At 68.7% G+C, this 21,340-nt stretch carries 20 protein-coding genes; 17 read left to right on the top strand and 3 right to left on the bottom strand.

Features of this window, described 5'->3' with window-relative positions; all coding sequences use genetic code 11:
* Positions 1-10 precede the first annotated feature (10 nt).
* Positions 11-4,087 carry a type VII secretion protein EccCa gene (gene eccCa / locus ACFQ9K_RS34920; RefSeq protein ID WP_378713280.1) on the top strand — a complete coding sequence of 1,359 codons (4,077 nt, stop codon included), beginning with the start codon at positions 11-13 and terminating at the stop codon, positions 4,085-4,087.
* A gap of 1 nt (position 4,088) precedes the next feature.
* Here eccCa and ACFQ9K_RS34915 read toward each other — a convergent pair whose 3' ends face one another.
* Together ACFQ9K_RS34915 and ACFQ9K_RS34910 are read right to left on the bottom strand one after the other, a co-directional pair.
* The gene (locus ACFQ9K_RS34915) at positions 4,089-4,697 is read right to left on the bottom strand and encodes a GNAT family N-acetyltransferase (protein ID WP_378713278.1); all 609 of its coding nucleotides are present in this window, start codon (positions 4,695-4,697) and stop codon (positions 4,089-4,091) included.
* The gene (locus ACFQ9K_RS34910; RefSeq protein WP_378713276.1) at positions 4,694-5,503 is read right to left on the bottom strand and encodes a GntR family transcriptional regulator; all 810 of its coding nucleotides are present in this window, start codon (positions 5,501-5,503) and stop codon (positions 4,694-4,696) included. Before ACFQ9K_RS34910 ends, ACFQ9K_RS34915 begins: the two co-directional genes overlap by 4 nt.
* A gap of 278 nt (positions 5,504-5,781) precedes the next feature.
* On the opposite strand from ACFQ9K_RS34910, the gene ACFQ9K_RS34905 reads away from it, so the two are divergent.
* Complete coding sequence (locus tag ACFQ9K_RS34905; protein WP_378713274.1) at positions 5,782-6,174, top strand: DUF4254 domain-containing protein; 393 nt, start codon at positions 5,782-5,784, stop codon at positions 6,172-6,174.
* A 75-nt stretch (positions 6,175-6,249) separates the two neighbouring features.
* On the opposite strand, the gene ACFQ9K_RS34900 is transcribed toward ACFQ9K_RS34905, so the two are convergent.
* Positions 6,250-9,213 (bottom strand): AAA family ATPase, encoded by a 2,964-nt coding sequence (locus ACFQ9K_RS34900; RefSeq protein WP_378713273.1) that lies wholly within the window; start codon positions 9,211-9,213, stop codon positions 6,250-6,252.
* A 392-nt stretch (positions 9,214-9,605) separates the two neighbouring features.
* Here ACFQ9K_RS34900 and infA point away from each other — a divergent pair, with 392 nt between their 5' ends.
* The 15 genes from infA to ACFQ9K_RS34825 all read left to right on the top strand — a co-directional run bounded on the left by infA (position 9,606) and on the right by ACFQ9K_RS34825 (position 21,339).
* On the top strand, positions 9,606-9,827 hold the full coding sequence (gene infA, locus ACFQ9K_RS34895) for a translation initiation factor IF-1 (protein WP_003418601.1): 222 nt from the start codon (positions 9,606-9,608) through the stop codon (positions 9,825-9,827).
* A gap of 304 nt (positions 9,828-10,131) precedes the next feature.
* On the top strand, positions 10,132-10,245 hold the full coding sequence (rpmJ, locus tag ACFQ9K_RS34890) for a 50S ribosomal protein L36 (protein ID WP_011207363.1): 114 nt from the start codon (positions 10,132-10,134) through the stop codon (positions 10,243-10,245).
* Positions 10,246-10,462: 217 nt separating this feature from the next.
* On the top strand, positions 10,463-10,837 hold the full coding sequence (gene rpsM / locus ACFQ9K_RS34885) for a 30S ribosomal protein S13 (protein WP_014981767.1): 375 nt from the start codon (positions 10,463-10,465) through the stop codon (positions 10,835-10,837).
* A 10-nt stretch (positions 10,838-10,847) separates the two neighbouring features.
* A complete protein-coding gene (gene rpsK / locus ACFQ9K_RS34880; protein WP_040731638.1) occupies positions 10,848-11,261 on the top strand; it encodes a 30S ribosomal protein S11 in 414 nt (137 codons plus the stop codon).
* A 21-nt stretch (positions 11,262-11,282) separates the two neighbouring features.
* Positions 11,283-11,888, top strand: a complete 606-nt coding sequence (gene rpsD, locus ACFQ9K_RS34875) for a 30S ribosomal protein S4 (RefSeq protein ID WP_357386299.1) — start codon at positions 11,283-11,285, stop codon at positions 11,886-11,888.
* Positions 11,889-11,989: 101 nt separating this feature from the next.
* Positions 11,990-13,048, top strand: coding sequence for a DNA-directed RNA polymerase subunit alpha (locus ACFQ9K_RS34870; RefSeq protein WP_014981770.1), 1,059 nt, complete (start codon positions 11,990-11,992; stop codon positions 13,046-13,048).
* 54 nt (positions 13,049-13,102) lie between these two features.
* Positions 13,103-13,639, top strand: coding sequence for a 50S ribosomal protein L17 (gene rplQ, locus ACFQ9K_RS34865; RefSeq protein WP_378713270.1), 537 nt, complete (start codon positions 13,103-13,105; stop codon positions 13,637-13,639).
* A 102-nt stretch (positions 13,640-13,741) separates the two neighbouring features.
* Entirely contained in the window at positions 13,742-14,638 is an 897-nt protein-coding gene (truA, locus tag ACFQ9K_RS34860) for a tRNA pseudouridine(38-40) synthase TruA (protein ID WP_378713420.1), read from the top strand.
* Positions 14,639-14,702: 64 nt separating this feature from the next.
* Positions 14,703-15,527 carry an LLM class F420-dependent oxidoreductase gene (locus ACFQ9K_RS34855; protein WP_378713268.1) on the top strand — a complete coding sequence of 275 codons (825 nt, stop codon included), beginning with the start codon at positions 14,703-14,705 and terminating at the stop codon, positions 15,525-15,527.
* 247 nt (positions 15,528-15,774) lie between these two features.
* Positions 15,775-16,284, top strand: a complete 510-nt coding sequence (locus ACFQ9K_RS34850) for an acyl-CoA dehydrogenase family protein (RefSeq protein WP_378725579.1) — start codon at positions 15,775-15,777, stop codon at positions 16,282-16,284.
* On the top strand, positions 16,268-16,480 hold the full coding sequence (locus tag ACFQ9K_RS34845) for a hypothetical protein (RefSeq protein WP_378725577.1): 213 nt from the start codon (positions 16,268-16,270) through the stop codon (positions 16,478-16,480). Before ACFQ9K_RS34850 ends, ACFQ9K_RS34845 begins: the two co-directional genes overlap by 17 nt.
* Before the next feature lie 155 nt (positions 16,481-16,635).
* Positions 16,636-18,099 (top strand): MFS transporter, encoded by a 1,464-nt coding sequence (locus ACFQ9K_RS34840; protein ID WP_378725575.1) that lies wholly within the window; start codon positions 16,636-16,638, stop codon positions 18,097-18,099.
* Between the two features lie 46 nt (positions 18,100-18,145).
* Positions 18,146-18,805, top strand: a complete 660-nt coding sequence (locus ACFQ9K_RS34835; RefSeq protein WP_378725581.1) for a response regulator transcription factor — start codon at positions 18,146-18,148, stop codon at positions 18,803-18,805.
* A 13-nt stretch (positions 18,806-18,818) separates the two neighbouring features.
* Complete coding sequence (locus tag ACFQ9K_RS34830) at positions 18,819-20,249, top strand: sensor histidine kinase (protein WP_378725573.1); 1,431 nt, start codon at positions 18,819-18,821, stop codon at positions 20,247-20,249.
* A gap of 160 nt (positions 20,250-20,409) precedes the next feature.
* Positions 20,410-21,339, top strand: coding sequence for a TAXI family TRAP transporter solute-binding subunit (locus tag ACFQ9K_RS34825; RefSeq protein WP_378725571.1), 930 nt, complete (start codon positions 20,410-20,412; stop codon positions 21,337-21,339).
* Position 21,340 lies beyond the last annotated feature (1 nt).

Here is a 21,340-nt window from a genome sequence, read left to right as displayed (position 1 = left end):
GAAGGAATCCATGGCTACCGAAGGTTTCGTACGACGCCCGCGGATAGCGCCGCCACGGGCACCCGGTGGTGAGGTGGCGCTGACCCCGCCGCCGGAGATTCCCCGCCCGTTGCCCGCCCCGCTGATGATGAAGCTGATGCCCGTCGTCATGGTGGTCGCGGTGGTCGGCATGATCGCGATGATGGCCATGATGGGGCGCAACCTGCTGGCCAACCCGCTGTCCATGATGTTCCCGATGATGATGCTCATGTCGATGGTCGGCATGATGGCCGGCTTCCGCGGCGGCACGGGCAAGCGCGCGGTCGAGCTCAACGAGGAACGCAAGGACTACTTCCGCTACCTGGATCAGGTCCGCAAGGACGTGCGCCGCACCGGCACCAAGCAGCTGGAGACGCTGGTCTGGAGTCACCCGGACCCGGCGGATCTGCCGTCGCTGATCGGCACCCGCCGGATGTGGGAGCGCAGGCCCAACGATCCTGACTTCGGCCATGTCCGGGTCGGCATGGGCAGCCATCGGCTGGCCACCAAGCTGGCCAGGCCGGAAACCGGTCCGCTGGAGGATCTGGAGCCGGTCTCCACGGTCGCGCTGCGCCGGTTCGTGCGCACCCATTCGGTGGTGCACAGCCTGCCGACCGCCGTGTCGCTGCGCGCGTTCCCGGCGATCAACATCAGCGGTCCGCCCCAGGACGCGCGCATGCTGGCCAGTTCGATGCTGATGGAGCTGGTCACCTTCCACGGTCCCGACCATCTCGCGGTCGCCATCGTCTGCGCGGACCCGGACGGGCCGTGGGCGTGGGCGAAATGGCTTCCGCACCTGCAACATCCGACGGCGCGCGACGGCATGGGCTCGGCCAGGATGATGTACACCTCGCTCGGCGAGCTGGAGACCGCGCTGTCGGCCGAGCTGATGGAGCGCGGCCGCTTCATGCGCAATCCACAACCCACGCAGGGGCGGCTGCACCTGGTGGTCATCATCGACGACGGCTACGTCAACGGCAACGAACGGCTGATCAGCGAGTCCGGCCTGGACTCGATGACCGTGCTCGACCTCACCGCGCCGGAGGGCGGCCTCGCGGCCCGGCGCGGCCTGCAACTGGTCGCGGCCGACGGCGACGTGTCCGCCCGCAGCGCGGTGGGCGTGGAGAAGTTCGCCACCGCCGACCAGGTGACTACCGCAGAGGCCGAGGCCTTTTCGCGGGCGCTGTCGCGCTACCGGCTGGCCACCGCCGCCCAGATCGTCAGCCTCGGCGAGGGATCGACGGCCGACCCGGGACTGATGGCGCTGCTGAAGATCCCGGACGCGGCGCAGATCGACCCGGCCAGGGTCTGGCGGCCGCGCACCGCGCGGGAACGGCTGCGCGTGCCGATCGGCATCACCCCCGATGGCACTCCGGTCGAGATCGATATCAAGGAGTCGGCCGAGAACGGCATGGGCCCGCACGGCCTGTGCATCGGAGCGACCGGCTCGGGCAAGTCGGAATTCCTTCGTACCCTGGTGCTTTCGCTGGTCACCACGCACTCGCCGGACGCGCTGAACCTGGTGCTCGTCGACTTCAAGGGTGGCGCGACCTTCCTCGGCCTGGACTCACTGCCGCACGTCGCCGCGGTGATCACCAACCTCGAAGAGGAACTGTCCCTGGTCGACCGCATGAAAGACGCGCTCGCCGGCGAGATGAACCGCCGCCAGGAACTGCTGCGCTCGGCGGGCAACTACGCCAACGTCACCGACTACGAGAAGGCCAGGGCCGCCGGCGTTCCGCTGGACCCGCTACCCGCGCTGTTCGTCGTGGTCGACGAGTTCTCCGAACTGCTCTCGCAGAAGCCGGATTTCGCCGAGCTGTTCGTCATGATCGGCCGGCTCGGCCGCTCGCTGCACGTGCACCTGCTGCTCGCCTCGCAGCGACTGGAGGAGAACAAGCTGCGCGGCCTGGAGTCGCACCTGTCCTACCGGATCGGCCTGCGCACCTTCTCCGCCAACGAATCTCGCGCGGTCCTCGGTATCACCGACGCCTACCACCTGCCGAGCGTGCCCGGCGCCGGCTACCTGAAGAGCGACGCCTCGGATCCGTTGCGGTTCAACGCGAGTTACGTCTCCGGCCCGTATGTCGCGCCGGTCGGCACGGTGACCGGCGAGGACGGCGCCCCGGTCGGCGGCCAGCGGCTCGCGCTGTTCACCGCGGGGCCGGTGGAGGTGCCGGAGCCGGTCGAGTCCGACTCCGCGCTGGATCTGCCGCCGTCACCGATGAACCCGCTGCTCGAACTCCCGCCGCCACCGTCGGCGCTCGGCGCGCCCGGCACGGAGGAGGGCATCCCGGACTCGCTGCTCGACACCGTGGTCAAGCGCCTGACCGGCCACGGCCGCCCGGCGCACGAGGTGTGGCTGCCGCCGCTGGACGAATCGCCGACGGTGGACATGCTGCTGCCCGACCCGGACTGGCGGTCGCCGGTCAACCGGCACGGCCAGCTGTGGATGCCGATCGGCGTGATCGACAAGCCGTACGAGCAGCGGCGTGACGTGCTGACCATCAGCCTGGCCGGCGCGCAAGGCAATGTGGCCGTCGTCGGCGGCCCGCAGTCGGGCAAGTCGACCACGCTGCGCACCATCATCATGGCCGCCGCCGCGACGCACACCCCGCAGCACGTGCAGTTCTACTGCCTGGACTTCGGTGGCGGCAGCATGGCGGGCCTGGTCGGCCTGCCGCATGTCGGTTCGGTGGCCGGTCGTCTGGACGGAGACCGGGTGCGGCGCACCATCGCCGAACTCACCTCGCTGATGCGTCAGCGCGAGGAACGCTTCGCCGAGCTCGGCATCGAGTCGATGGCCGAGTTCCGGCGGCGCAAGTTCGCCGCGGCGGCACACGTGCCCGACGGCGCGGCCTCGGCCGGAAATCCGTTGGCCGACGACCGATTCGGCGACGTGTTTCTGGTGATCGACGGCTGGGCCGTGATCCGCGAAGAGTTCGACGTGCTCGAGCCGCAGATCAATGCCATTGCGGCGCAGGGCCTGTCGTACGGCATCCACGTGATCATCGGCGCGTCCCGCTGGCCGGAGATCCGGCCGGTGGTCAAGGACCAGATCGGCACCCGGCTGGAGTTGCGCCTCGGCGACCCGACGGACTCGGAGATGGGCCGGCGCACCGCCTTCCAGGTACCGGTCGGCCGGCCCGGCCGTGGTCTCACCCCCGATCAGCTGCACATGCTGGTCGCCTTGCCGCGGTTGGATTCCGATTCGAACCCGGACACGCTGGCCGACGGCGTCACCAGGGCCAAGCAGGAATTGGCCGAGCTGCACGCGGGCAGGCAGGCGCCCGAGGTGCGGATGCTGCCCCTGCAATTCGGCCGCGAGGGGCTGCTCGAGGCCACCAGGGAACAGGGCATCGAGCTCAGCCCGACCAGAGTGGTCGTCGGCATCGGCGAATCCGAATTGCAGCCGCTGGTCCTGGATTTCGGCACCGATCCGCACTTCATGGCCTTCGCCGACGTCGAGTGCGGCAAGACCACGCTGCTGCGCAACATCGTGACCGGCGTGGTGGAGAACTCGACGCCGGACCAGGCGAAGATCATCATGATCGACTACCGCCGGACCATGCTCGGCGTGGTCGAGGGCGAACATTTGGCCGGGTACTCCACCTCGTCACAGACCTGCGGACCGATGATCCAGGAGGTCGCCGAGTTCCTGTCGAAGCGGATCCCCGGCTCCGACATCACCCCGCAGGAGCTGCGCGACCGCAGCTGGTGGGAGGGTCCGGAGATCTACATCGTGGTCGACGACTACGACATGGTGGCGACTGGCGGCATCAATCCCTTTGCGCCGCTGATCGAATACCTGCCGCAGGCCCGCGACATCGGTATGCACTTCGTGGTCACCCGGCGCATGGGCGGTGTCTCGCGCGCGCTCTACGACCCGATCATCGGTGGCCTGAAGAACCTGTCGGTGGACACGCTGATCATGAGCGGCTCGCGGGACGAGGGCAAGATCATCGGTGAGATTCGCCCGAGCAAGCTGCCCCCTGGCCGGGGCACCTTGGCTTCGCGCAGCCGCGGCCAGGAAATGGTGCAGATCGCGTTCATGCCGCCGACGACGTAGGTCAGTTGTTCGGTTGGACCGCACCGAGATTCGGTGCGGTCCCCAGGCTGCGCGCGGCCGGCACAGTCACCGGGGCGCCGAGATCCCAACTGTCGGCCCGGCGTTCGAACAACGCGCGGGACGGGCCGGTCGCGATCGGGCCCGCGATGCGCGCCAATTGGAAGCCCTCCCTGCGGTAGTAGTCGTGCAGCTCGGTGTTGGTGGTCCACGCATCGAGCCGGACCCACTCGCGTTCCTGTTGGCGCGCAAGCAGTCCCGCGTGCGCGAGCAGATGGTGGCCGATCCGTTGTCCGGCGAAACGCAGGTCGACGATCATGTAATGGACGACGACCGCGTCGGATAGTTCCCACGGCGACCAGAGCCCCGGGTCGGCGTGCCGGTTGACGGTGATGGTGCCCGCGGGTTCGCCCGAGACCTCCGCGATCCAGGTCTCGCCCGCGTCCAGCGAGCGTCCGACGCCGCGCGCGAAGATCTCGATGGGTAGTCCACGGCCCGCGACCGTCCACTGATCGGAGCCGCGCGCGGTCAGCCACGCGGTGCGTTGCAGCCGCAGCCGGCAGATAACGCCCAGATCGCCAATTGTCGCCTGGCGGAGCACGATTACACTCATGCCGACGGGATACCCGGCCCGTAGGGCACTCCGAGCGTTCGTCCGATCACGCTCAGCCCCTCGGCGTCGCCGAGCTGATAGGCGAGCCGGTTGCTCGCGGCGATGGAGCGATGGCGGGTCGCCCTGGTGACCCGCTCGTGGTTGGCGCCGATCCGCAGATGGTCCAGCAGAATGGTGCCCGCCGCCACGCCGAGCACGATGGCCTCTTCGGCGGAGGCGGGGCGGGCGGTCACCGTGTCCCGGTGCGCGGTCTCCGCGTGACCGCGATCGGCCAGCCGCCGGGTGGTGCCCTCCGGGATGTCGTGCGGTGAGTCGATTCCGGTGGCCTCGGCCAGGTCTCGGGGATAGAAGGTGACCTCCCAGGACCACGGCTCGTTGTCGAGATACTGGACGACCGTCCGGGCCAGCACCCAGGAGTCCTCCGGCACGCCGAGCCATAACGCGACCGCGGGCCCGGCCGGCTCCATCTTCGCGGCGAATTCCTTCGACGGCACCCGGTGGGCGGCGCGCGCGATCTCCTCGAAGATGTCGTGCGGCGACTTCGGCCGGTCCTGGCGAATATGGTCGGTGACAACCGATTCCAGAACTTCCTGGTTTCGCACGATGGTGCCGCGGGAAGTAGCTGTATAGACCAGATTTTCGGTGACCAGAACCTGAATCGCGTTGCGAGCGGTCGTCAGCGAGACCTGCATGTGCTCGGCCAGCTCGGTGTGGCTGGGCAACCGATCACCCGGTTTCCACTTGCCTGCGCGGATCTCCTCGCGGAGGAGGTCTGCGATCCGGTGATACGTCGGACCGTCCGCCATCTTGCTCCTCGGTTGGTCGTGCAGGTAACGAAGTGTACTCTTCGTGACTTCCTACGGCCCGGTAACGCTTGACAGGTGCCTTCAGAGGTTTATTGTAATGAACGTCCTGATCCGGTGTTGTGCGGCGATGACGGCGAGGCAACGTGGCAGGTTCGGATACAACAGTCGTAATGGCTCTTCCCGGCACACTGCGGTGTACCGATTCGGTGGTGCAGTCCCACGCTCCTGGGCTGCTTCCCACCTCCGATCTACTGGTTCGCGCGTGTCGTGGACACCGCGTGGTCGGTGGCCCGCTGCTCTGGTTCGCTCGCGATCTCGCGGTGCTGCACGAGCGGCGCCTGGTCGGCCGTGGCGGTTCGGTGGACACCGATCCGCTGGTGGTCCTCGAAATCGAGCGCCGCAGAGTCGAATTGGTCATGGCCATCGATGACTGGGTCGCGCGCAGCGTGCCGCAGCACCGGCTCGGCGCGACCCTGCACACCGAGACGGTGGGTGCGGTCATCGACCGGCTCGCCGAATCCTCGGTGCGAGCGCATCACGCGTTGATGACCCTCGACGCCCACGACGAAAGATTGCACGGCGCTTGGCATCACCTGGCCGAACTCGCCGATGCCTACGACGATCTCGTCCGCGACATCAGCGCGGGCAGGCGTCGCCTCCCGGAGTGGTAACTCCCGCAACCGATTTCCAGGGCTCCACACCCGTGCACCCCCGCGTCACGTGACGGTGTGACACGGGGGTGTTTCTCAGGGCTGGTAACGCCGGTGGTCGGTGGCGAAATCGTCGGCGATGGTCGCCGCGAGTTCGACGTAGGCCCGCTTGGTGTGCTTGTGCAGGCGGTGCAGATCGATCTCGGCGCCCTCGGACATGTGCGGATCGAACGGGATGATGTGCACGGCGCGGCAGCGGGACAGGAAGTACTCCCGCAGTTGCTGGATGCCGACATTCGGCGACCCGGCCCGCGGCGAGTTGATCACCACCACCGCGTTGCGGACCAGGTGATCGTGTCCGTGCAGCGACAACCAGTCCAAAGTCGCTGCCGCACTGCGGGCCCCGTCGATGGCGGGGGAGGAGATGAGCACCAGCGAATGGGCCAGATCCAGCACGCCCGACATGGCCGAGTGCATCAGCCCGGTGCCGCAGTCGGTCAGGATGATGTTGTAGAAGCGCTGCAGAATTCGCGCGACCGCCCGGTACTCCTCCTCGCTGAACGCCTCCGACGCCGCCGGATCGCGTTCGCTGGCAAGCACTTCCAGTCGGCTGGTGGCCTGCGAGGTGTGCCTGCGCACGTCCGAGTAGCGCTGGATCGACGGATCGAGCAGCAGGTCACGCACGGTCGAACGGGTCTGTAGCGGTACGCGCTGGGACAGCGTGCCGAAGTCGGGGTTGGCGTCCACCGCGATCACCCGATCGCCCCGGATGGACGCGAAGATCGACCCGATACCCATTGTCGTGGTGGTCTTTCCGACGCCGCCCTTCAGCGACAGCGTCGCGATCCGGTAGTCGCCGCGCACGGGTTGCCTGATCCGCGCGACCAGCTCCTGTAGTCGCAGTTCCTCCGCGGACAGCCCGGGATTGATCGCGCCGCCCGACACGTGATGCACGGCCTTGCGCCACCCGGTGCCCGGCGACTTCTTGGCGCGCCGCATCGGTACGTCGTCCAGCGACGGCGGCGGACCCGCCTGGTACTGCACGCCCGGCTGGTACTGGCCACCCGGCGGAACCGGCGGACGGCCCCACTGCCCCGGGTGTATGGGCGGTGCCGGTGCGACGCCGCCCGGCGCCTGCCCGCCCACCTGCGGTCCGGCGAAACCGCCGGGTGCGCGGTGCGGGGCTTCGGGTTGCGGTCCTGGTTGTTCGCCGCCCGGAACCGGTCCGCCCGTGAAGGGTGGTGTCCGAGAAGGGGTTTCGTCCGGCGGCGCTTGGTTGCGCCACGGCTCGCCGGGTGCCTGCGGCCCCGGCTGTTCGCCGCCGGGGACCGGTCCGCCGGCGGGAGGTGCTGTCCGGGTGGGGGTTTCGTCGGCCCACACCGGTGCCGCGGCGTTGCGCCACGGCTCGGCCGGTGCCTGCGGGCCGGGCTGTTCGCTGCTCGGCGCCTGCCCGACGTTCGGCGGGGTGTAACCGGTCGGTCCGACGGTGCCCGTGGGTGCGTACGGTCCTGGCTGCTGCACGGGGCCGTGCTGCGGCGGAGCTTGCCGACCGGATTCGTCGACGGTGCCCTGCTGCATCTCGATCTCGGTGGGCAGGCGGTGTCGCCCGCTACTCGACGGACGGCCCGCGCCGGCGTTGGACGACGGCACCCAGTCGGGCTGTCGGCCGGAATCGCGTTGCGGCTGTCCGGATTCCGGGCGCTCGGTGATGCCCGAGGTCGATGGCCCGTTCTGCCAGCCGGGAAGCTGCGGTCCGGCGGTGCCGTTCGGGTCCTGCTCCGGACCGTACGGTCGATCGGACTGCGGTGCACGCAGTGGGTCGGTTGCCTGCGGTCCCGGTTCGGCGGGGCTCGGCGGCAGCGAGCTTCCGGTCGGTGCACGGTTCGGGGCCTGGGCCGGCGGGGCAGCAGGTGTCGCGCCTTGCTCGGGTCCGGGCGGTGCATACGGTGCGCGGTTCGGCGGTCCGGCGACTTGATCCGGAGTTGTTGCCGCGCTGGGCGCGTCGCCCGGTGTGCGGTCCGGCGGCACCGAGGGCGTCGCGGGGCGCGGTCGTTGGGTGGCGCTCTGCGGGTTCGGGGCAGGCGCATGCTCAGGCTGCGGTGGGCCTTCGACACCGCGCGGCGGCGCAGGCGGTGTGTCGGGCCGGGCCGGCGGGGTCCGTTCTGCGGTGGGTGCTGCGGACCGGTCGCCCTGCGCCGAGGGGGGATCGGGCAGCGGCGGGGGATCGGGCAGCGGTGGCCGCCGCGGCGGCTGTGCCTGCGGCGTCGGCTGTTCCGGGCGCGGTCCGGCCAGCCACGGTGGCGGACCGCTGGACTCGGGCGCCCGCTGGATCGGGGCGTGCGTCGGCGGCGTGGACTCGGGGGCGCGCAGCGGGGGAGCCTGCGGCGCGGGAGTGGATTCGGGCGCGCGCTCGACGGGGGCCTGCGGTGCCCGGGCCGGTGCGTCGGGCGCGGCCGCCGAGGACTGCGGTGGCGGGTCCGGCAGGGCGGGCGGCGGCGGTAGCTCGGGCCGGTTCGCCGGTTGGCGTGTGGCCGGGTCGTTGGGCACGGACGGCCCGGCGGCCGGGCGGCTGCCCAGCGGTTGGAAGGCGGGCGGCGGTGGGCCGGGGTTGCGGGTGGGCAGCGCCTGGGCCGGCGCCTCGGCGCGCTGCTGGGGCGCTTCGGGTCGCTGGGCCGGCGCCTCGGGTCGCTGGGCCGGTGCTTCGCCGCGTTGCGGCGGTCCGGCCTGCCATGCGTCGTCCGGCCGTGGCGGTGTGTAGGCGTCCAGACCGGACTGGCGCCACGGGTCGTCGCGCGGACCCTCGGGCGAGGCCGGGGTGCGGGAGGTGGATTCGGGCGCGCGCTGACTCGGCTCGTTCGGCTGCTCGTCGGCGCCGCGCCGGTCGCTCTTGTCGCGACGCCACCGCTTGCCGCGTTTGTCTTGACGTCTCTGACTCGGACCCTCGTCGATCACATCGTCGGGGGGAAGATTCTGTACCGGCGCCTCGTAGCCGACCTGTGTGACATCGCTCTCGGACAGCCACGGCGGCAGCATGGGGAGGCCGTCGTTCGTGCGGCTCATGCCTCCACCTCGCCGGCGCTCGGCTCCGCCATGCCCGCGGGTGCTGCGTTCGGGGTTCGCTCGCTGCGCTCCCTCACGGCATCCCCCTCGATCTGCTCGACCCTGTTACCTGGACAGCGGCCAGTTTACGCGACGTCCCGCTACCGTAGCTGGGCAGGAGGCCACGGCCCTGCGGCACCGGATTTCGTGCTCTGAACGGGGCGAAAAGAGTGCTGACGGCGGGTGCTGGCACGGGCATTTTTGCCGGAACCATCCGGTACCGGTAAGCTGGAGCGGCGGTGCACCTATGCGCCGACTGTTTGTGTGTCCGGCGGTCAGTTCGACCGACAGGTCCATGTAAGCAGAAACAAGCCAAACAAACCAGGTTGAGCGTAACCGGGATCGCGGAGGACATGGCGAAGAAAGACGGGGCCATCGAGGTCGAGGGTCGAGTTGTCGAGCCGCTGCCCAATGCGATGTTCCGGATCGAGCTCGAGAACGGTCACAAGGTTCTCGCGCACATCAGCGGGAAGATGCGGCAGCACTACATTCGTATCCTCCCCGAGGACCGCGTGGTCGTCGAGTTGTCGCCCTACGACCTCTCACGCGGCCGGATCGTCTACCGGTATAAGTAATCGCCGGGGGAGGTCTGCTCGCGGAGAGCGCTCGCCGGCGTCGATTTCTTATCGTGCTTTGTGGGGGTGCAACCCCCACACCCCGCCCGGAGGGCTTCGCCCCCGGACCCCGACTGGATACCGTGCCTGACCGGTAGGGAATTCGTCGTCGGAAGCATGACCTGGGCCTCGCCCGACTGGGTGAAAGGTGCACCCGGTAGGGTGGACTGTCGCTCGAAAGAGCGGCGCAACAGACTTCCCCGGCCAGTGGGCCGGGGAAAAACTGTGTTCACACCCGTGTGAACCACAACAAGATTGGACGGACGTGAAGGTTCAGCCGAGCGTCAAGAAGATCTGCGAGAAGTGCAAGGTGATCCGCCGTCACGGTCGGGTCATGGTGATCTGCGACAACCTGCGCCACAAGCAGCGCCAGGGCTGATCAAGCGGGGCTAGCGCCCCGTCGATCACCAGCCGGGCACCGATCACTGATCGGCTTGGCCAACTACAGAAGAACTCCCAGCTCCAGCCGCACGCTGCGGTATTCCTGGTTCGCCAGGAAGGCGTGTGCGCCAACCACCGGCACGGAGGCCGGTGCCCCACACAAGACGAGGGGAACGGACAGGGAGCAGACCTCCGCAACCGAAGGAACCTGCCACATGGCACGTCTCATGGGCGTCGATCTCCCGCGCGAAAAGCGCATGGAGATCGCGCTGACCTACATCTACGGCATCGGCCGTACCCGCTCCAAGGAGATCCTCGCGGCCACCGGCGTCAGCCCGGACCTGCGCAGCAAGGACCTCAGCGACGACCAGGTGACGCAGCTGCGTGACTACATCGAGAGCTCGCCCGAGCTCAAGGTCGAAGGTGACCTGCGCCGCGAGGTGCAGGCCGATATCCGTCGCAAGATCGAGATCGGCTGCTACCAGGGCCTGCGCCACCGTCGTGGCCTGCCTGTGCGTGGTCAGCGCACCAAGACCAACGCGCGCACCCGCAAGGGCCCGAAGCGCACCGTCGCCGGCAAGAAGAAGTAGGGGATAACCGATGCCTCCGAAGTCCAGGGCCTCCGGCCCCAAGAAGACCCAGAAGTCGCGTCGCCGGGAAAAGAAGAACGTCCCGCACGGCCACGCGCACATCAAGAGCACGTTCAACAACACCATCGTGTCGATCACCGACCCGGCCGGAAACGTCATCTCCTGGGCGTCCTCGGGCCACGTCGGCTTCAAGGGTTCGCGCAAGTCGACCCCGTTCGCCGCGCAGCTCGCCGCCGAGAACGCTGCCCGCAAGGCGCAGGAGAACGGCGTCAAGAAGGTCGACGTCTTCGTGAAGGGCCCGGGTTCGGGCCGCGAGACCGCGATCCGTTCGCTGCAGGCCGCGGGCCTCGAGGTCGGCACGATCTCCGATGTGACCCCCCAGCCGCACAACGGCTGCCGTCCGCCCAAGCGTCGTCGCGTCTAGCGGGAAAGGAACAGATAACAAATGGCTCGTTATACAGGCCCCATCACCCGCAAGTCGCGTCGTCTGCGCGTCGACCTCGTCGGCGGCGACCAGGCGTTCGAGCGTCGCCCCTACCCGCCCGGCCAGCACGGCCGCGCGCGGATCAAGGAGAGCGAGTACCTGCTCCAGCTGCAGGAGAAGCAGAAGGCTCGCTTCTCCTACGGCGTCATGGAGAAGCAGTTCCGCCGGTACTACGAAGAGGCCAACCGTCTCAAGGGCAAGACCGGTGACAACCTGCTGCGTCTGCTCGAGTGCCGTCTGGACAACGTCGTGTACCGCGCCGGTCTGGCCCGTACCCGTCGTCAGGCTCGCCAGCTGGTCTCCCACGGTCACTTCACCGTGAACAACCGGAGCGTCAACGTTCCGAGCTTCCAGGTGACCCAGTACGACATCATCGATGTCAAGGAGAAGTCGCTGAGCACGCTGCCGTTCCAGGTCGCGCGCGAGACCGTCGGCGACCGTCCGGTTCCCGGCTGGCTCCAGGTCATCCCGGGCCGCCTGCGGATCCTGGTGCACCAGCAGCCCGAGCGCGCCCAGATCGATGTGCCGCTCTCGGAACAGCTGATCGTCGAGTACTACTCGAAGTAACACGCTGCTACACGGTGTGTGATCCATCGAATCGGTGGATCACACACAACCCTTGAACGAGGCGTCAAATAGCGGGCGCCCAAACAGGAGGATGATCCTAAATGCTGATTTCACAGCGTCCGACACTGACCGAAGAGGTCGTCGCCGAGAACCGCTCGAAGTTCACCATCGAACCGCTCGAGCCCGGTTTCGGTTACACCCTGGGCAATTCGCTTCGGCGTACCCTGCTGTCCTCCATCCCGGGGGCCGCGGTCACGAGCATTCGTATCGACGGCGTGCTGCACGAGTTCACCACCGTCCCCGGCGTGAAGGAGGATGTCACCGACATCATCCTGAACCTCAAGGGTCTGGTCGTGTCCTCGGAGGAGGACGAGCCGGTCACGATGTACGTGCGCAAGCAGGGCCCCGGCACCGTCACCGCCGGTGACATCGTGCCGCCGACCGGTGTCGTCGTCCACAACCCGGACATGCACATCGCCACCCTGAACGACAAGGGCAAGCTGGAGATCGAGCTCGTGGTCGAGCGCGGTCGCGGCTACGTCCCCGCCGTGCAGAACAAGGCGTCCGGTGCGGAAATCGGCCGGATCCCGGTGGATTCGATCTACTCGCCGGTGCTCAAGGTGACCTACAAGGTCGAGGCCACCCGTGTCGAACAGCGCACCGACTTCGACCGTCTGATCCTGGACGTGGAGACCAAGAACTCCATCAGCGCGCGGGACGCGCTCGCCTCGGCGGGCAAGACCCTGGTCGAGCTCTTCGGCCTCGCCCGTGAGCTCAACGTCGAAGCCGAAGGCATCGAGATCGGCCCGTCGCCGGCCGAGGCGGACCACATCGCCTCGTTCGGTCTGCCGATCGAGGACCTGGACCTCACCGTCCGGTCCTACAACTGCCTCAAGCGCGAGGGTGTGCACACCGTGGGCGAGCTCGTTGCCCGCACCGAGTCGGACCTGCTGGACATCCGCAACTTCGGCCAGAAGTCCATCGACGAGGTCAAGGTCAAGCTGCACGCGCTCGGCCTCTCGCTGAAGGACAGCCCGGCGTCGTTCGATCCTTCGTCTGTGGTGGGTTACGACGCGAGCACCGGAACGTGGAGCGACAGCGGCACGTTCAGTGACACCGACGGTGGCGAGCAGGACTACGCCGAGACCGAACAGCTCTAGGCCGCGTCCGGGGTAGGCACCTCGGCCCAGGCCTCACACAAGGAGAACAAACCAATGCCCAAGCCCAAGAAGGGTGCTCGCTTCGGCGGGTCGGCGTCGCACCAGAAGGCGATCTTCGCCAATCTGGCGACGGCGCTCTTCGAGCACGGTCGAATTTCGACCACCGAGTCCAAGGCCAAGGCGCTGCGCCCCTACGCCGAGAAGCTTGTCACCAAGGCGAAGGCCGGCACCCTTGCCGACCGTCGCGAGGTGCTCAAGGTGATCCGCAACAAGGACGTCGTGCACGAGCTGTTCGCCACGATCGGCCCCTCGTTCGAGGGTCGCGAGGGCGGCTACACGCGCATCACCAAGACGCTGCCGCGTAAGGGTGACAACGCGCCGATGGCCATCATCGAGCTGGTCCGCGAGAAGACCGTGACCAACGAGGCCGACCGCGCCCGCCGGGTCGCGTCGTCCAAGAAGGCCGAAGCGGCTCCGGCCGCCGAGGTCGTCGAGGAGACCGCCGACGAGGCCGTGGCCGAGACCGCCGAGGTCGAGGCTCCGGCCGCCGACGAGGCTGCCGAGGACAAGAAGGACGAAGACAAGGCCTGAGGTCGCGTCTACGTCGGAGTTCGTGAACGAGCCCGCCGCCCGCATCGCGGGTCGGCGGGTTCGTTCGTTGACCAGGAGATCGAAGTGAGCGCGCAGGATTCGATGTTGCCGGCCACCCCGTCGTCGGATTCGGCTGGACCGGAGCGGGATTCGGTGCCGGTCGACGCCCCCGCGCGTCCGGCTGCCCGCTTCCGGCTCGACATCAGTTACGACGGAACCGATTTCACCGGCTGGGCGCGTCAGCCCGGGCTGCGCACCGTGCAGGGTGTGCTGGAGGAATCGCTGAGCAAGGTGTTCCGGGAACCGGTGCAGCTGACCGTCGCGGGGCGCACCGACGCCGGCGTGCATGCGGAAGGACAAGTCGCACACTTCGATACGACCGCCGAGGTGGATCCGGACAGGCTGGTGCACCGGATGGCGCGGTTCCTGCCGAAGGACGTGCGGATCAAGGACGTGCGGCCAGCTCCCGCCGAATTCGACGCTCGTTTCTCGGCGATTCGCCGGCACTATGTGTACCGGCTGACCACCGCACGGTACGGTGCCGAGCCGTTGCAGGCGCGCGGCGTCGTCGCCTGCCGGCCCGATGTCGATATCGACGCCATGCGCGCGGCGTCGGGAAAGCTGTTGGGCCTGCACGATTTCGCCGCGTTCTGCCGCCGGCGCGAGGGCGCGACCACGGTCCGCGAACTCCAGCGCTTCGACTGGGCCCGGCATGGTGATCTACTCACCGCCTACGTCAGCGCGGACGCGTTCTGCTGGTCGATGGTCCGCAGCCTGGTCGGCGCCGTGCTCGCGGTGGGGGAGGGGCGGCGCACCCCGGACTGGGCCGGATCGCTGCTGACCGAGACCGCGCGCTCCAGTTCGGTCACCGTCGCCCCCGCGCACGGACTGAGCCTGGTCGCCGTCGACTATCCCGCCGACGCCGATCTGGCCGCCCGGAACGCACAGACCAGGGAGATGCGCACGGTGCCCGCCGGTGAAGGGTGCTGCGGGAGCTGAACCGCGCACCTCCGAGAAGTCGCCGGGGCGGAATAGGAACGGCGGCGGGGTGGTTCCGCAGTGCATGACAATTGACGGCCTCGGACGGTTCGGTGTGTGGCGGGCGTACAACCTCTTCACCCCGGAAGACGCACAGGAGCTGGAGAAATCCGGCTATGGAGCACTCTGGCTCGGGTCCTCGCCGCCCGCTGATCTGTCCACCGTCGAGCCGTTGCTCGAGGCGACCGAGACCATCAACGTGGGCACCAGCATCGTGAACATCTGGTCCTCGCCGGCCAAGCAGGCCGCCGAGTCGTTCCACCGGATCGAGGCGCGGTTCCCCGGCCGCTTCCTGCTCGGCGTCGGCGCCGGACACCCCGAACACACCGGTGAATACCGCAAGCCCTACGACGCGCTGGTCGAATACCTCGACGAGCTGGACGAATTGGGCGTCCCGGTCGAGCGCCGTGCCGTCGCCGCCCTCGGCCCGCGGGTGCTGAAGCTGGCCGCGGAACGCTCCGCGGGCCCGCTGCCCTACTTCGTCCCGTCCACGCACACCGCGCAGGCCCGCGCGACGCTCGGACCGGACGCGTTCATCGCCACCGAGCACAAGGTCGTACTGACCGACGATGCGCAACAAGCACATTCGCTGGCCGACGGCATCGTCGGCTTCTACCTCGGCCTCACCAACTACGCCTCGAACCTGTCCCGCCTCGGCTTCACCGACGAAGAGCTCGCCACCCCCGGCGGCCGCGTCTTCGACGCCGTCATCGCCCACGGCAATGCCGAACAGGTTGTCGCGCAACTCAATGCGCATCTGGACGCGGGTGGCGACCACGTCGCGATCCAGGTCTTGAACGACGACTACGTCTCCGTCCTGCGCACGCTGGCCCCGCTGCTGAACAGCTGAGCAGGTCCGCAGACTTCCAATCGCGCCCCGCACAAGGTTCGACCTTGTGCGGGGCGCCTTTTTGTCGAAGTGTCTTCTGGCGCGGCGAATTACGGACTCACGTGCGGCTTACCGCCAAGCTATGGCGCGATAACCAGTGCTATGTACCGTCAGTCAATGTCTCGTTGAATAACGGCTCGATATTACCGAAAACCAGGCTGGGTGCTGTCCGCCGCGGTGGCACCGGATTTTCGCGATGGAGAACGTGATGACAACATTTAGCACGCCAATTGCCGATGCCGGAGTCGTTGCCGTAGCGGAGCTGTGCGCAGCCGCGCGGGCCCACCGGGAGTACGGGGAGCGGCACGGGACGCTGCATCCGCAGGTGTGGCAGGAGCTGGCGGAGTCCCCTTTGCCGCGCGCCGCGCTGCCGAGTGAATTCGGTGGTCTGGGGTGGTCGGCTCCGCAACTGCTGGAAGCGGTACGCGAGGTATCCGCCGCCGATCCGGCCGCCGGGTGGGTGGCGGCGATCCACGGCCCGGCCGGAGCGTTCCTATCCCGCCTTGACCCGTCCGTGACCCGGGACTTCGCCGGCCGTCGCCTGGTGGTCGGCGGTTCCTCGGTGCCCGTCGGCACCACTGTCCGGCACGGTGAGCGGGTCCGGCTGCGGGGACGGTGGCCACTGGTCACCGGCGCGCCGTCGATGACGTTGGCGGCGCTCGCGGCGCCGACGACGGGACCCGACGGGGTCACCGTCACCCGTGGAATTCATCGATGACCGCATGCTGAACCTGGCCATCGTCGGGTCACCCGACGAGGTGATCGAGGGTTGCCTAGAGCTGTACCGGCTCGGCGCCAGGCACATCTCCTTCGGCCCACCGCTCGGCCCCGATCCCCTTCGGGCACTGACGGAACTGGGGCGTTCGGTCATCCCAGCGCTACGTTCGGTCGTCCCCGCGCTGCGTCTGGTGTGATCGGTCGTCCCCCGACCGGTCGCGACCAGCGGAAGTTCGCCCGCACGATCGTCCTAAGGGACTGTAAGGAAGCGGCTCGGACTGTTCCTACCGGCTGTGACAGCAGACACACTCGATCTCGGCTGACGCGCTGATGCGTCGAAGAAGGAGATCTTGTGACTACGACACAGCCCGTGAGCGAGCGGCGGGTCGTCGCGAATGTGCTTCGCGGATCGATCGGCAACCTGGTCGAATGGTACGACTGGTATGTCTACGCGGCGTTCAGCGTCTACTTCGCGAAAACGTTCTTCCCCAAGGACGATCCGACCGCGCAGTTGCTCTCCACAGCCGCCGTTTTCGCCGTCGGCTTCCTGATGCGTCCGATCGGCGGTTGGCTGCTCGGCCGCTATGCCGACAAGTTCGGCCGCCGCTCCGCGCTGACGCTGTCGGTCACGGTGATGGCGGCGGGATCGCTGCTGATCGCGGTGACGCCGGGCTATCAGACCATCGGCCTCGCCGCGCCGGCCATTCTGCTGATCGCGCGGCTGCTGCAAGGCCTTTCGGTCGGTGGCGAATACGCGACCAGCGCGACGTACCTGTCCGAGGTTGCCTCGTCGGGTAAGCGCGGGTTCTACTCGAGCTTCCAGTACGTCACCCTGGTGGCGGGCCAGCTGGTCGCCCTCGGCGTGCAGATCATCCTGCAGCAGTTCCTGACCAGCGCGGAAATGAACAACTGGGGCTGGCGGATTCCGTTCTTCATCGGTGCGGCGGGCGCGCTCATCGTCATGTGGCTGCGGCGCAGCATGGACGAGTCCGAGCAGTTCCAGGCCGCCGCGTCGGACCCGGAGAACCGGGTCTTCATCACCGACGGCATCGCGGAGCACGCCTACCAGTACGGCAGGGACAAGGCCGCCGAAGCGGCCGCCGCGCAGCGGGGTGCGCCGAAGCCGCCGCCCGCGCGCGGTTCGCTGCGGATGCTGCTGCAGTACCCGCGCGAATGCCTGCTGGTGATGGGCCTGACGCTCGGCGGAACGGTCGCGTTCTACACGTACACGACGTACATGCAGAAGTTCATGATCAATACCTCGGGCATCTCCAAGGGCACGGTCGCGTGGATCAACTTCATCGCCCTGCTCGTGTTCGTCGTGCTGCAGCCGCTGGCGGGTGCGCTGTCGGACCGGATCGGGCGGCGCAAGTTGCTCATCTTCTTCGGTGTCGCGGGCACGCTGCTGACCGTGCCGATCATGACCGTGCTCGCGCACACGACGAACGTGCTGGCCGCGTTCGCGCTGATGATGCTGGCCCTGGTGATCATCACCGGCTACACCTCGATCAACGCCATCGTGAAGGCGGAACTGTTCCCGACCAAGATCCGCGCGCTCGGCGTCGGCCTGCCGTATGCGCTGACCGTCGCCATCTTCGGTGGTACCGCGGAGACCATTGCCTTGGCGCTGAAGAAGGCGAACCACGAGTCGGTGTACTTCTGGTACGTGGCTGGGTGCATCCTGGTCTCGCTGGTCACCTATTTCTTCATGCGGGAGACCTCGGTTTCGTCGACCATCGATGCCGAGGGATCCGACGTCGTGGGCGGTGCCGGGGTCGCCGAACCGGATCGTCCGTTGGCCACTGTGCGTGACTGACCGCCCGGCGCCCGCGCCGATCGCCCCGCTGTGGGACGATCGGCGCGTGCGGCTTGCGGTGGTCGAAGATGACGACGGCGTCGGGGACGCGCTGGTCGAAGCGCTGAACGCCCGGGGCTACCGGGCCGAGCGCAAGCGCCGGGGCGCGGATCTGCTGACGGCGCATCGCGGCTATGACGCGGTCATTCTCGATCTCGGCCTGCCCGACGCGGACGGCCTGCAGATCCTGCGGCAACTGCGCGAAGTGAGTCAGGTGCCGGTGCTCATCCTGACCGCGCGCAGCGACGAACGGTCGATCGTGCGCGGGCTGCGCGGCGGCGCGGACGACTACATCGTGAAGCCGCCGCGGATCGCGGAGTTGGTGGCCAGGCTGGAGACCGTCACCCGGCGCGCGGCCGCCGCGGCGCAACCGGCGCACGAGGTGGTGGTCACCGGGGACGTGCGGGTGGATCTCCAGGCGCGTGCGGTCGAGGTGGGCGGCGCGCCGATCACGTTGACGCAGAAGGAATTCGAACTGGTGCAGGCGCTGGTCGAACGGCCGGGCGCCGCGGTGAGCAGGCAGCAGCTGATGGACCGGATCTGGGGCGACGCGTTCGTCGCGGTCTCCCGGTCGCTGGACGTGCACATGACCGGCCTGCGCGCCAAGCTGAATCGGCCGGGGCTGATCACCACGATTCGCGGATACGGGTATCGGTGGGGGCAGTGATCAGGGGCAGGGCATGCGGCGCCGGCTACTCATCGCGCTGACCGTGTTCGCCGCGATCGCGGTGCTGGCGTTCGCCGTCCCGCTCTCGCTGACGGTGGCGACGAGCCGGACCCAGCAGCTGGTGCTCGCCCGTTCCGGCGACGCCGACCGATTCGCCACCCTGGCCGCGGCCGCGTCGACCGGGGGCGACAGCCGGGCGTTGTCGGACGAGGTGGGGCGCTATCACGAGCTATATGGCGAAAACGTGCTGGTGGTCGATGCCAAGGGCGCGACGACCGCCAACGGCGGCGCGAACCTCGATGACCCCGGCATCGGTGCCGCGGTGGCGGCGGCCCGGCGCAATCAACGCCCGCACGCGGTGGATCAGCTGACGCCGTGGGGCGCGCGGACCATGCTCGTCGCACGCCCGGTCGGTACCGGAGTGCAGGTCGGCGGCGCGGTGGTGATCGAGGCGTCGACCGCGCGTGCGCGCGCCGACATCGCGCGGACCTGGGCGTTGATCGTGCTCGGCGGCGCGGTCGCGATGGCGCTGTTCACCCTGCTGGCACTGACTTTGAGTCGCTGGGTGCTGCGTCCGTTGGCGGCGCTGTCGCACTCGGTCGCCGAGCTCACCGCGACCCTGCCCAAGCCGCGGGCGGAGACGGTTGCCGCGGAACATCCGGTATCGATCGCCAGGCATCACGGCGGTCCGCCCGAAATGCGTGCCGTCGCCGAATCTTTCGACGCCATGGCGGTGGCCGTGGCCGACTCGGTGGACGCGCAACGCCAGCTCGTCGCCGACACCGCGCATGCCATGCGGAACCCATTGGCGGCGCTGATGATTCGGCTCGATTCGCTGGAGCACGCGATACCCGGCACCGCGGCCGCTACGTTTCGCAGCGCCAGCGCGGAGGTCGAACGACTGACCGCGCTGCTCGACGGCCTGCTCGCACTCGCCTCCGCCGAAACCCCCGCCGCCTTCGATGCCGCGGAGCTGGGGGAGACCGACGACCATTGCGACGCGATTCAAGTGGTGGCCGACCGATTCGACGCGTGGCACTCGGCGTTCGAGGCGGCCGGGCAGGAATTGCAGGTCAGCCCCTCCGTCGACCACGCCGACGCCGCCGTCTCCGCCGACGTGCTGGCGCAGATTCTCGATGTGCCGCTGAGCAATTCGTCCCGCTACGCAGGTCAGGGCGCCCGCACGGTGCTGACCGTCGAAGCTGCGCCCGGCTGGGTCACGCTCACCGTCCAGGACAACGGAACCGGCGTTCCGCCCGGCGAAATCGGCCGGCTCACCACCCGCTTCTTCCGTGGCTCCACGGCGACCAGCGGCGGCTCCGGCCTCGGCCTGCCCATCGCCGCGGCCCTCACCCAGGCCCGCGGCGGTACCCTCACCGTGGCAGCGCTTTCCCCTCATGGTCTTGCCGTGCACGTCCGATTACCGGCGGCGGAGCACGCATGACGGAGACCAACTGCGGAGCCAGCAGGACAGCGTGCCGGTCGGTCCGGAATTCTCGGTGCGGTGTCGATCGATCCGTGCGGCAGCCGGTAGGAGCGCGGACCCGGTCCTGGTCGCTGGAACGGAATCTGTTGTCGCGAGCGATATTCGGTGTCTCGGTCGAATGCGAGGCGTCGGCGTGAGGATGGGGCGGCGAGGTTTTCTCGTGCTGAGCGGTGTAACCGCCGCGGCGAGCGTTGTCGGGTGCGGGCCGAGCGGCGGCGGACCGGTCGTGCGGCTGGCTTCGGGCGAGATCGGCGGGTTCTACTACGCGTTCGCCGGATTGCTGGCCGCCGCCGCGGCCCGTTCCGGTGACGTGCGGATCGAACGGGTGATCACCTCGGGTTCGCAGGAGAACCTGACGCTGCTGGGGCACGGGCAGGTGGATGCGGCTCTGGCCCTGTCGGATTCGGTGCGGGACACGACGGATCAGGTGGCGCTCGGCCGGGTGTACGAGAACTACCTGCAGTTGGTGGTGCGGTCGGACAGCTCGATCGGGAGCGTCGCGGAGTTGCGTGGCGCGCGGGTGAGTCTGGGCGCGGAAGGATCGGGAGCCGCCTCGACCGGTGACCGGATCCTGCGCGTCGCCGGGCTGGATCCCGAAGTGGACGTGCGGGTTTCGCATCGTCCGCTGCGGGAGGCGGTGGCGGAGTTGGCCGCCGGGGAGGCGGACGCGCTGCTGTGGGCCGGCGGCGTCCCGACGAGCGTGCTGGAGATCCCGAAGCGCATGCGGCTGGTGGACATGGGCGACCTGGCCGTGCCGATGCGCGAGCGGTTCGGTCCGGTGTACGACCGGGTGGAGATTCCCGCCGACGCCTATCCCGGCAGTGCCGCCGTGCACACCATCGGGGTGGCGAACTTCCTGCTCGCCGCCGCGTCCCTGCCCGACGACGTCGCCGCGTCGATCGTCGAGCTACTGGTCTATCAGGCCGATTCGCTGGTGCCCACCGAGGCCGCGGGCACGCAGTTCCTGGACGGCCGCTCGCTCATCGGCACCGCGCCCGTCCCGCTGCACCCCGGCGCCGCCGAGGTCTACCGCCGCTGGCACGGCTGAC

This window comes from Nocardia sp. NPDC056564 (genome assembly GCF_042793755.1).
GTDB lineage: Bacteria > Actinomycetota > Actinomycetes > Mycobacteriales > Mycobacteriaceae > Nocardia.
This window is presented reverse-complemented; position numbering and strand designations above follow the sequence as displayed.

Bases quoted from the DNA above. Each gene is read 5' to 3' on its own strand.
- eccCa (WP_378713280.1), top strand. From the start codon at position 11: ATGGCTACCGAAGGTTTCGTACGACGCCCGCGGATAGCGCCGCCACGG.
- ACFQ9K_RS34915 (WP_378713278.1), bottom strand. From the start codon at position 4,697: ATGAGTGTAATCGTGCTCCGCCAGGCGACAATTGGCGATCTGGGCGTT.
- ACFQ9K_RS34910 (WP_378713276.1), bottom strand. From the start codon at position 5,503: ATGGCGGACGGTCCGACGTATCACCGGATCGCAGACCTCCTCCGCGAG.
- ACFQ9K_RS34900 (WP_378713273.1), bottom strand. From the start codon at position 9,213: ATGAGCCGCACGAACGACGGCCTCCCCATGCTGCCGCCGTGGCTGTCC.
- infA (WP_003418601.1), top strand. From the start codon at position 9,606: ATGGCGAAGAAAGACGGGGCCATCGAGGTCGAGGGTCGAGTTGTCGAG.
- rpsM (WP_014981767.1), top strand. From the start codon at position 10,463: ATGGCACGTCTCATGGGCGTCGATCTCCCGCGCGAAAAGCGCATGGAG.
- rpsK (WP_040731638.1), top strand. From the start codon at position 10,848: ATGCCTCCGAAGTCCAGGGCCTCCGGCCCCAAGAAGACCCAGAAGTCG.
- rpsD (WP_357386299.1), top strand. From the start codon at position 11,283: ATGGCTCGTTATACAGGCCCCATCACCCGCAAGTCGCGTCGTCTGCGC.
- ACFQ9K_RS34870 (WP_014981770.1), top strand. From the start codon at position 11,990: ATGCTGATTTCACAGCGTCCGACACTGACCGAAGAGGTCGTCGCCGAG.
- rplQ (WP_378713270.1), top strand. From the start codon at position 13,103: ATGCCCAAGCCCAAGAAGGGTGCTCGCTTCGGCGGGTCGGCGTCGCAC.
- truA (WP_378713420.1), top strand. From the start codon at position 13,742: ATGTTGCCGGCCACCCCGTCGTCGGATTCGGCTGGACCGGAGCGGGAT.
- ACFQ9K_RS34855 (WP_378713268.1), top strand. From the start codon at position 14,703: ATGACAATTGACGGCCTCGGACGGTTCGGTGTGTGGCGGGCGTACAAC.
- ACFQ9K_RS34850 (WP_378725579.1), top strand. From the start codon at position 15,775: ATGACAACATTTAGCACGCCAATTGCCGATGCCGGAGTCGTTGCCGTA.
- ACFQ9K_RS34830 (WP_378725573.1), top strand. From the start codon at position 18,819: ATGCGGCGCCGGCTACTCATCGCGCTGACCGTGTTCGCCGCGATCGCG.
- ACFQ9K_RS34825 (WP_378725571.1), top strand. From the start codon at position 20,410: ATGCGAGGCGTCGGCGTGAGGATGGGGCGGCGAGGTTTTCTCGTGCTG.